Origin of the sequence: Microcoleus sp. T3_D1 (assembly GCF_036700405.1) — a bacterium.
Taxonomy (GTDB): Bacteria; Cyanobacteriota; Cyanobacteriia; order Cyanobacteriales; family Microcoleaceae; genus Microcoleus.
In genome coordinates, this window is the sequence record NZ_JAUBOV010000021.1 from 42,389 (window position 1) to 52,681 (window position 10,293).

The 10,293-nt window shown below is 43.8% G+C and carries 10 protein-coding genes and 2 pseudogenes; 2 read left to right on the plus strand and 10 right to left on the minus strand.

Going from position 1 to position 10,293, the window contains the following annotated elements:
* Positions 1-21: 21 nt before the first annotated feature.
* The 7 genes and pseudogenes from QT992_RS12015 to QT992_RS12045 all read right to left on the minus strand — a co-directional run bounded on the left by QT992_RS12015 (position 22) and on the right by QT992_RS12045 (position 4,845).
* Positions 22-1,635 carry a family 10 glycosylhydrolase gene (locus QT992_RS12015; protein WP_333377044.1) on the minus strand — a complete coding sequence of 538 codons (1,614 nt, stop codon included), beginning with the start codon at positions 1,633-1,635 and terminating at the stop codon, positions 22-24.
* 107 nt (positions 1,636-1,742) lie between these two features.
* Positions 1,743-1,868, minus strand: a pseudogene (locus tag QT992_RS12020) (alpha-E domain-containing protein); the annotation flags it as partial.
* A 4-nt stretch (positions 1,869-1,872) separates the two neighbouring features.
* Positions 1,873-2,655: a hypothetical protein gene (locus QT992_RS12025; RefSeq protein ID WP_333336814.1), complete on the minus strand. Its 783-nt coding sequence runs from the start codon at positions 2,653-2,655 to the stop codon at positions 1,873-1,875.
* On the minus strand, positions 2,648-4,015 hold the full coding sequence (locus QT992_RS12030) for an AAA family ATPase (RefSeq protein ID WP_333336812.1): 1,368 nt from the start codon (positions 4,013-4,015) through the stop codon (positions 2,648-2,650). The genes QT992_RS12025 and QT992_RS12030 overlap by 8 nt, the downstream gene beginning before the upstream one ends.
* A 316-nt stretch (positions 4,016-4,331) precedes the next feature.
* A pseudogene (locus tag QT992_RS12035) lies at positions 4,332-4,478 on the minus strand (type II toxin-antitoxin system RelE/ParE family toxin); the annotation flags it as partial.
* Between the two features lie 12 nt (positions 4,479-4,490).
* Positions 4,491-4,613 carry a hypothetical protein gene (locus QT992_RS12040; protein WP_333336810.1) on the minus strand — a complete coding sequence of 41 codons (123 nt, stop codon included), beginning with the start codon at positions 4,611-4,613 and terminating at the stop codon, positions 4,491-4,493.
* On the minus strand, positions 4,603-4,845 hold the full coding sequence (locus QT992_RS12045) for a CopG family transcriptional regulator (protein ID WP_333336808.1): 243 nt from the start codon (positions 4,843-4,845) through the stop codon (positions 4,603-4,605). Before QT992_RS12045 ends, QT992_RS12040 begins: the two co-directional genes overlap by 11 nt.
* 107 nt (positions 4,846-4,952) lie before the next feature.
* On the opposite strand from QT992_RS12045, the gene QT992_RS12050 reads away from it, so the two are divergent.
* Both QT992_RS12050 and QT992_RS12055 read left to right on the plus strand, forming a co-directional pair.
* Positions 4,953-6,983 (plus strand): Eco57I restriction-modification methylase domain-containing protein, encoded by a 2,031-nt coding sequence (locus QT992_RS12050; protein ID WP_333336806.1) that lies wholly within the window; start codon positions 4,953-4,955, stop codon positions 6,981-6,983.
* Positions 6,984-7,151: 168 nt separating this feature from the next.
* Positions 7,152-8,516 (plus strand): MFS transporter, encoded by a 1,365-nt coding sequence (locus tag QT992_RS12055; RefSeq protein ID WP_333336804.1) that lies wholly within the window; start codon positions 7,152-7,154, stop codon positions 8,514-8,516.
* Between the two features lie 13 nt (positions 8,517-8,529).
* On the opposite strand, the gene QT992_RS12060 is transcribed toward QT992_RS12055, so the two are convergent.
* From QT992_RS12060 to QT992_RS12070, 3 genes are all read right to left on the minus strand, one after another.
* Positions 8,530-9,372 carry a transposase gene (locus tag QT992_RS12060; RefSeq protein ID WP_333313857.1) on the minus strand — a complete coding sequence of 281 codons (843 nt, stop codon included), beginning with the start codon at positions 9,370-9,372 and terminating at the stop codon, positions 8,530-8,532.
* Positions 9,338-9,964 carry a helix-turn-helix domain-containing protein gene (locus QT992_RS12065; RefSeq protein WP_333313858.1) on the minus strand — a complete coding sequence of 209 codons (627 nt, stop codon included), beginning with the start codon at positions 9,962-9,964 and terminating at the stop codon, positions 9,338-9,340. The genes QT992_RS12060 and QT992_RS12065 overlap by 35 nt, the downstream gene beginning before the upstream one ends.
* Before the next feature lie 134 nt (positions 9,965-10,098).
* On the minus strand, positions 10,099-10,293 hold a 195-nt coding region (locus QT992_RS12070), incomplete at its 5' end, for a hypothetical protein (RefSeq protein ID WP_333377046.1).

Sequence of the window (10,293 nt, forward strand, 5' to 3'; positions counted from 1 at the left end):
GCGTCGGGCTAAGTTGAAACCCTACAAACTGGCAAAATTCACTTTTGTGACTTCACCTGCGACAACATTAACTGTTTGTTGAATTTGACTACCGTCAACTTTCAACTGATAAGTTCCCGGAGAAAGCTCGATCGCCCCAAACCATCCTTTACCATCGGCGCGCAGTTGACGCACCTTGCCAGCAGCATCGATCGACTGCAATGTCAAGCTCGCACCGTCGCAAGTTTGAGCGCAGCGCTGCAAATTTCCGGCGATCGCACCTGTAGTCGGCCGCGACTTCCAAGGCATATCGGGAATCCCCACCGCAGTCGTCCACACAGGCTGAGTTTCAACAGTTTTACCCGTCGCGCCGTCAACGTATTGACTCGGCTGCGAGAGCGCGGTATAAAACCAATCATTGCTTTGAAGAACGTATTTCCAAGGCTGGCGGGGCAAATCACCGCTACCGCCCGATCGCAGTTCCACATTCGTGTAGACGTTGCTGCTAGCGTAGGAATACAGCACCGTACCCGCTAGGTTATTCCCTTTCGCAGAAGGCCCTTCGGCGCGGCGTACCTGCGCTAGAGTGTCTTCGATGTAGTTGAGGTAATTGCCGGGGCCGATCGCAATTTGGCGGTTGTACTGGTGGTCTTTGGCGAACTCGATCCAGTGGTCATAAGCGAGTTTTTGCGATCGTTTGTACTCGCGCTGGTAAGTCATCGGCATCGCCATGTCTACGATCCCTTCTTCCAGCCAAGCGCGCCAATCTTGCAATACTTCTTTGTAGGGCTGTGTTTGATACCATCCTGCCTCGTTTTTCGGGCCGTCGCCCCAGGCGATCGTGGCGGCGGTAATTTTAACACGCGGTTTAATGGCAAGGCTTTCTACATAAAGCTTCCGCACTAAATTTGTCACCTGATCGCGCCGCCACTGCATCCAGGCGGGATCGGTGGGTGCGGGTTTGCCCGATCGACCTGTTTGCTGATTGAAACGGGCGATCGCAGTCGGATTGTAGCCCCAAGTCGGCCCGCCGTAGCGCACATAATCCAACTGTACACCGTCCACATCGTAGCGCTTCAGCAAGTCCAAATACACGGAAACAGTATAATCTACGGCGTCTGGATGGCCGGGATCGAGATAGCCTTGGGCTTCCCCACCGTAAGTCAGCATTGCCCAATTGTCGTTTCCTGGGGCCGAAGGCCCGTGTTGTTGCCAAACGTGACCGGCGGGAAGTTTGGTGCCCGAAACCACGGGCAGCGTCACCATCCAAGCGTGTACTTCAATATCTGCGGCGTGGGCTTTGTCAATCAAATCTTGCAGGGGATCGAAACCGGGGGGAACGTTGGGATCGAGGGTGCGGGGTTCGATCGCACTCGTGTAAAAGGCATCGCCACGGCGGCGGACTTGGGCGACGATGGCGTTGGCATTTGCCCGCTGCGCGTCTGCGATCAATTTTGTGACTTCTTGAGGGGTTTTGAAGCCGGGGTTGAAGGCGTCCACCCAGAATGCGCGAAATTCGGCGGTTTGGGTTTGCGGGGGCATAGTTGCGTTAGCGCGAGATGGGAAGTTGGAGAACCAACCAGGAGTCAGCAGAAAACTAATTGTTAAGCCAATCAGGAACAAGCTTGACAAAAAGAATGTTTTGGGTTTAGGCATCAGAAATGTGTGAGAGAGCGTTTAACAGTCCTTTACGGACTTTTGGTTTGAGCGTCCGCTTGACATTTTCGCACAATCGTAAATTAAGTGGGTCGATCGGTAAATAGTTGAGCAATATCGCTGGGAGAGTCGAGAATGAGATTAAAATTGACCTCGGCAAAATCGGCGATATTTTCCGATATTTCAATATAGCGGTTGAGCCAGTAAATTGAATCCGCGACACCACTTAACATAGTTTTACAGGCTAAATAGGGTTTTAATGATTTTCATTTTGGCTGTATCAAGGCCGCATTCAAGCTTGGCAATTGGAGTTAGGCTTTTCCACTTGCCTTTATTCGCGGTGAAGATAGCATCGGCTGTTTTTTCGGCATCAATATTTTCAAAGCCGCCTATTTTATTAGTTGATAAGTAATTGAGGCGATCGAAAATTTCATCTCTTGATGCACGTTTCACGCTAACCGCTTCAGGAGGTGGCGGTGGTGGTGGTGGTGGCGATATAGAAAACACTTTAGTAATACAATCTAATCTCGCCTTACTCAAACCACATTGTAGCTTAGTCAAAGGGATAAAATCTGACCATTGCTCCCGGTTAGATGCTAAAATTTTATTGGCAGCTTCAACTGGTTCTACCTTGTTCCAATTATGCTCTTTAACTAAGTATTCAAGTGCAGCTATAATAGTATCTTTTGATGCTGTACTCAGATTGACTGTGGGATTTGCTTCTCGCGCTAGAATCTTCGCTTGTTCAATATTTGATGGTTTTGGGTCAATGACAATACACCATACTAAATCTAATTTGGCTTGTTGAGCTACAGCATAGACAAAGTGATTGCTCACAACTTGATACTGATAGTCGCCTGTTTCTTTAACGATAATCGGAATCCAATTGCGATTACCTGCTTGCAAGACGGCTTCGGCGGCTCCGGCAATAACAAACTCTGACTCAGAGCAGGGTTCTGCTGACTCAATTTTAGATAACTTCAAGTGCATTAACTTACCGATGTTCTCTGAATTACTCATACAAAAAATACTCCTTCGCTAATTTTAAGTAATATTCAGCGGCTTTTTTGTTTTGAAAAACCGCTGGTTTTCGAGAAAAAGCTGCACTTGAAACAACTTCATATTCTGGAACAGTGAATATAGTTGTGTCAATCACCGTTTTTGTAGATTTAGGCCAATAATAGGGTAACAAATTAGTATCTATAAGATAATTATCTCCTTTCTTAAGTGTAAGAATTGCTTTAATTTCTGCATTTGCTCTTTTGATTGAAGCCTCTGTTGCTTTATATCTATTGAAAAAAATCGGCAAGGCAATAGGGCCACCGTCCTGCCTAAGCTTCTTAACTTCAGGTAAGAATTCTTGAATAACTTTAGCAGCATTTTTTAAGGATGAAAAGTTATTGTGTTCTGTTGGCATGAGGATTACATCGGAACATCCCACACAGCTTTTACTAAAAAAAGTCCAGTTCGTAGGTGCATCAATTAAGATGTAATCATAATTACGAACAAAAATATCAAGCAAATCTCGCAGCCTTGCTGAACCTTTCTCAATTTTTGCTTCATACTCATAAGTCATGAACTTAGATAACCCTGAATCAGATGGGATTACATCAAACATCTTAACTAATTGACCAGCTTTATTCTTTAGATAAAATGGTTGAATAGTTTCTTTAACATTCAATGATTCATCAACCAGACAATCCGATAATTTGACTTTTCCCTCCTGTAAGCCTAATGAATCTGTTAAATCTCCTTGTTGTGGATCGAAGTCAACAACAAGCACTTTTTTATGCTCTAGTCGAAGAATCGCAGCCAAGTTGATTGTCGTTGTAGTTTTTCCCACGCCTCCCTTATCATTATAGATGCAAATTGTTAAAGCTTGGGGTGGATTTTCCAGCAATTTCTTAATTCTAGTAATAATCTCAATGATATTATCTTTGGTTATCCTCATGCAGTCAGTAGCAGGCAATACGATTTTACCATGTTTACGGAATAGCTGGATATCTGTTGAGTTAGTGATCATACCCCATTGAGATGTTTGGCACTTAGGATCAAGAAGATAACGTGTTATCTGTTCTTTAGCTTTTTTGTACGTGGGAGTACCTTCTGCTAAGTTATTGATTGACTTTCCTGATACTCTCCCTTTAACTTCAATGATTAAGTATGGGTTAATCTTAGAAACTGAAAATTTATCCTCATCGTGATTCTTGCGAGCAGCAAAATCAGCCTGACCCTTCCCTGTTTTAAACTGTTGTACCCACTCATCAGATGTGAATCCAAGTGCATTTAGAAGGCGTTTGACAAATCGATCTTCGACTTCTGACTCTTCTGCATTCTCTGAAATACTATCTAAAACTTCGTTCCAGTTGATAGTTGTCATAACTTAGGCCTAGATACTTAAGTGAAATCATAACGCTTGGTTTGAGTTTGTGTCATCGTTAGCTACCTCCCGATCTAGCTATATGAACAGTCAACATACTTTTGGATAAGTTATATATTTTCTAGTGCGCTTGACATTTTCGCACATCGGTGCAATTTTGGGCGAAAATAAACTGAACTCGCGATCGCACTTTTTGAACAAATGATAGCACCGCACTTTCAAACGCTAGCCCTCCAGGGTAACAGCTACTCAACTGCAAGCAATTTACTCGATCGAGTAGACTTGTTGCGCCCCGAATCGCGATCGGCAACATCACCTAATTTTCTGGATACTTTCTTGAACTGTGAAGGATACGGAGAATTTCTACGTTTTCTTCTTTTACTCGATAGATGATGAGATAAGAGGTATTGGAAATGACAAGTTCTCTAGTAGCTTCTACGCGACCAACTCGGCCCATAAAAGGAAACTCGGCGAGTTAACCTACAGCACCCTGAATCCTCAAAATTAATTGCCTTGCTGCCTCTGGATCGTCTTTGACAATATATGCGTGAGCCTGTTCTAGATTTCGCAAAGCTTGTCGCAGCCACTTAATTTTCATTGGTCAATTTGACAAAAACTGCTTGAACTTCATCATCGCTGGCAAAATCTCCAGCTTCGGCCTCGGCAACGCCTTTGTTAATCTCATCAACCAGCCATTGATAATTTTCTAGGTAAGAAGCGATCGCTTCGTTCAAAACATAAGTTAAATCGCGATCGGTGACAGTAGCGATCGCCTTCAGCGCCTCTTTTTTTTCGCTATCAAGGAGAAATGTAAAATTTTCTTGACTCATGGCTGCCCTTTGCTGTTATGGGAAGAGAGTAAACTGGTACTATGATAGCCTATAGATTCCTATTTTGGCGAAAATAAACTGAACTCGAAATCGCACTTTTTGAACAAATGATAGTACCGCACTTTCAAACCCTAGCCCTGCCGGGTAACAGCTACTCAACTGCAAGCAATTTACTCGATCGCGTAGATGGCTGGCGCCAAGAAGCAACCCGAAAGTTGCAGCAAAGCCAGAGAGGAGAAAAGGGACAATTTTTAACACCTTCCTCAGTCGCAAGTTTGATGGCGGGAATGTTTGAATTTAACTGTCCCGATATATCGCTTTTAGATGCCGGGGCTGGTATTGGTTCACTGTTAGCAGCCGTTGTTTGCGAACTTTGTCAGCGCCCAAACAGACCGCACAGCCTGCACGTTACAGCTTATGAAATCGACCTTATTTTGATTGAATACCTCAAGCAAACCTTAGAATTGTGCAGTATAGAATGTCAGCGTTTTGGGATATCTTTTACCTGTGAGGTTCGCGAAATTGATTTTATTCAAGACAGCGCCGATATGTTGCAGCCCAATCTATTTACACAACCAGCAAAACTGGAATTTACCCATGCAATTATCAATCCTCCCTATGCCAAGATAGACGCTAAATCCCAAGCCCGAACCTTGCTGCGTTCTATAGGACTAGAAACCAGCAATCTCTACGCCGGCTTTACAGTTGCTGCTGCTCACCTGCTCAAACCAAACGGTGAATTAGTATCGATTACTCCCCGCAGCTTTTGCAACGGTTTATACTTTCGAGACTTCCGCAAAGTATTCCTTCAAATGATGGCTTTACGCCAAGTACACATCTTTGAATCCCGACAGTTGCCATTTCGCGATGATGCGGTGCTGCAAGAAACTATTATTGTGCGCGCCACCAAACAAATAGAACAGCCAGATACTGTACTAATTACCTCAAGCAGCAGCGTGGGCGACGACCTAATTTTGTCTCACCAACTGCCCTATACCGCCCTAATTAATCCCAATGATTCCGAGCAATTTATTCGGATTTTACCGGATTCTGTCAGCCAGCAAGTAGTCGAGCAAATGGCTCAATTTACTTGCACGCTAGAGGAATTAGGCTTAACAGTTTCCACCGGAAAAGTTGTAGATTTTCGTGTTCGCTCTGACTTGCGGCTAAAACCTGAAAACGGTACAGTTCCGCTGATTTATCCCGCACACTTCTCGGCTGGCGCTGTTGAATATCCCACCGCAACGAGAAAGCCTCAAGCTTTAGCTGTCACGGAAAAAACTGCTGCACTCCTCGTACCTAACGAACATTATGTTTTGAGCAAGCGCTTCTCGTCAAAGGAAGAGAAAAAGCGAATTGTTGCAGTTGTCTGGGATGCCAATAAAATTAATACTTCTAGCATTGGTTTTGAGAACCATTTGAATTACTTTCACCAACAGGGACGCGGATTAGACCTCACCCTGGCGCGGGGATTGGCCGTTTATCTAAATTCGAGCTTGGTAGATGCGTTTTTCCGACTGTTCAACGGACACACTCAAGTTAATGCTACGGATTTACGCAATTTGAAGTATCCTAATGGAGAGCAATTACTTTTACTTGGCGCTCAAATAAGAGAAATATTTCCTACACAGCGGGAGATTGATCAACTTGTCGAGACACAACTGCTGAACGCGACCAATCCGTTAGAAAATAGCCCAATCACAATCAAGAACCGTATTGATGAATCTCTAGAAATACTTGCAGCGCTGGGTTTTCCAAAAGGTCAGCTTAACGAACGTTCCGCCTTAACCCTTCTGGCTTTGCTTGACCTCAAGCCAAAGGATGCTTGGGAATTGGCAAAATCTCCACTTCGGGGAATCACACCAATTATGGAATTTATGGAGCAGGAGTACAGTAAAAAATATGCACTAAATACGCGGGAAACTGTGCGCCGCCAAACGGTGCATCAGTTTCTAGATGCAGGTTTAATTGTTGTTAATCCTGACAGTCCCGAACGTCCGGTGAATAGTCCAAAAACGGCATATCAGATAGAAGAAAGTGCTTTGGAACTGCTGCGAACCTATGGCACTTATGATTGGGACAAGAATGTTCGCGCTTACCTCGTTCATTTTAACGGAGAAAAATATTTTGCAGGCTAATTCAAAAAATAAAAATAGTTTTGAGTCTGAAGGATGCTAAAATGCACTATTTATATGGCTGGCGCTGGCATCGGAATGGCATATACTGTGATGCCAGGGGTTGAATTGACCGGAATTGTCGATCGCACTCAGTAAATCAAATAAGTAACTAGGTAAAATATCTCTCCAATGGAAAAAAAGCATAACGCTGGATTGTGGGTATCAGTATTATACTTCGCTCAAGGTCTCCCTTACACCGTCGTTAATTTAATGTCGGTGATTTTTTTGAAAGGTATGGGAACCAGCAACGAATTGATCGGATTGACAAGTCTGTTGTCTTTTCCTTGGGTTTTAAAAGGTTTGTGGGGGCCAGTTGTTGATTTGTATTCCACCAAACGCAAATGGATTTTAACAACCGAAATCATTTGTGCTTTTCTGTTTGCTTTCCTGGCTTTTGGCGTATTAACGCCGGCACCGATTATTATATCGCTTGTTATCTTTACCGCGATCGCCTTTGTGTCAGCTACTCACGACATCGCCATTGACGGATTTTATTTAAACACTCTAAATAAAGACCAACAAGCACTATTTGTCGGGGTTCGCAACACGGCTTATAGAGGTGCTGTCATTGCCGGTAGCGGTTTATTGGTGTTCTTAGCGGGGAAACTGGCCGAACAGCATTTAATCACCGGAAATACAGGCGACACAAAAACATATCAAAACATTCCACTGTCACTTTTTGGTTCGGATTTTAGCGTGTCTGCGCTTAACTACGGATGGGCGACAGCCTTTGGTATTTGTGCGATTATGTTTGTGCTGATATATCTTTTTCAGCGGTGGTATCTTCCCTATCCTAGAAATTACGACCTAGAATCCGACACCCCCCAACAAAGAACCAGCTTTATCGAAGCATTCAAAACTTATTTTCAGCAAGATAAAATAGGTTGGATTGTGGCTTACGTCTTGATTTTTCGCTTGGGCGATGCCTTGACGTTTAAAATGGCTCCTCCATTTTTAATGGATAAAGTTGAGAAAGGAGGATTAGCAGTTTCTACGTCGGATATGGGCTTATTATCCGGTACTTTAGGGGTAATGTTTCTGTTAATTGGAGGGTTGCTGGGCGGCTATTTGATTGCTAAACAAGGATTGAAAAAATGGATGTGGCCGACGGCAATTCTGCAAAATTCAACTAACGTGCTGTATTGGCTGTTGGCAATCAATCAGCCGGGGATTGAATGGGCTTATGCTGTAAATTCGATCGAGCAATTTACTTACGGACTTGGCGTAGCTGCGTATACAGTGTTCTTGATGCGGACTGTCCGCCCTGAATACGAAGCATCTCACTATGCAATTACAACGGCTTTTATGGCCGCAGGAGTGCTGATTCCGGGCGTTTTTAGCGGCTACTTGCAGGCGAGTCTCGGCTATCAAAATTATTTTTTGATGAGCGCGCTGGCTGTGATTCCCGGTATGCTGACGATTTTCTTTCTGCCCCTAGACGATGAGAAAAAATTAGCATCCATGCCCAGACCTGGACTTGACGATTTCGAGTGAACGAACCTGACGGTCAACTGAGTACAGTTAGACCGCAGGCTTCTTTTTCCTTTTTTGCAAAGGCTTTTTTGAGTGACGGAGTTCCCCCGCCACTTTCGCAACTTAGACCAATCTTTTTTATAAGTTTGGCTGAATTCTCATCGCGATCCAAAGATTCTCCACACTGACAAGAATGCCATCTATCTGACAATTCTTTCGGTACTTTGTTAAGGCAATTCCAGCAATGCCCAGATGTGCCTTTGGGGTCAACAAACAGAACAATTTTACCTAACTTCCAAGCAACATACTTGAGGACGCTGGCGAATTGCCCATGAGCAACATCAAGCATTGATTTATTCAAGCCACTTTTAGCTGATTGACCATTCGGCAAGTAAACTAAATTACCGTTGTCAATCTCAGTCTTCGGCTTGGCACGTCTAGTCAGGTTTTTGACACTCAAATCTTCAACAACTAAAACATCACATTTACCGAAGAGCTGCTGTGCCGTTTTAAACTGAAAATCCAATCTAGCTCTAGCTACAAACTGATGGAGTTTAGAAATCCTGTCCTTGATAACTTTCCAAGGCTTGGAACCCTTCATTTTTTTAGCTAACTTCGTTTGAAGTCTTGCCAATCTCTGGGCCGACTTCCTCAAGAATTTAGGATTTTCAACTCTTTCGCCATTAGAAAGATAAACGTAATTAGTAATTCCCAAGTCGATACCAACAGTATTTTCATCAGTCGGTTGAATTTCTGCAACCGTTACGGGAACCGTCTTATCTCCTAGCGTCAGGGAAATATACCACCCATCCGCTTCTCTGATAACCGTTCCCGTCTTAACCTTAAATCCTGTTGGTATTGAACGATGGAAAACCATAGGCACGCTTACCTATTTTCGCCAGGTTAATACAAATCCTATTTTGCTCATCCTTAGCAATATCTAAGTTGTCTAATTGAGAGTAAGTGAAAGATTTGTAGTAGTGAAACCCTTTGAACTTGGGTTTGCCTCTACGATTGCCATTTTTGTCCGGCGTGGTGAAATTTGAAAAGGAAGTTTCCACCCTGTTTACAACATCCTGCAAAACCTGCGAATCCAACACTTTGTAATCAGGAAATAGTTTTTTAGTGTTTTTCAGGTCAGCAAGCTGTATGGTTTGCCACTGGACGTAACCGCCTTCAATATTTGAGAAAATGTCACCTTTTCTGGTCAAAGGATTGCCTGACTCATCCTTTTTTCTGCCATCCCTAGTCTGCACCCTAGTTAAGGGAATATTTTGATAAATCTCCTCAACAGGGACTATAGAAACAATCAAGGGGCAGGCATTGATAGGTGTTCTCGTCGCTTCCCACCACCTAAATCTTTCGCCGAGTCGGTAGTTGTACTGCCGACGACAGAGTTCTAAATGAGCCACCATTGTTGCTAGTTGGGCTTTTGTGGGTTTGAGGCGGTATTTGTATGTCAGTTGCATGGAAAACTTCCTTTTTTCGACCTACTTTAATGTACCATTTTTTCAATTTAATGTTTAGAAAGTACATCAAAGTTAAAGGTACTTGCAATGTCTAATTGTCGGCTTCCGTCCGCGACCTCCGACGCTTCTTTCCATCACGCGGGCGTAATTCCCAACGGGGTACTTCGCGCAGCGCTCAGATTAATCCCCTTTAAATATACCGAGGGACTTCCCGGCTGATAGTTAATATCAAGTCCGATGGCTATAATTATCAGATACGGGTGGGGCGGGTTTACCCGCGTTGCACAATTTGAGGATGATTCTTGTGGGGAGTAGGGGTTAGCCGTCCC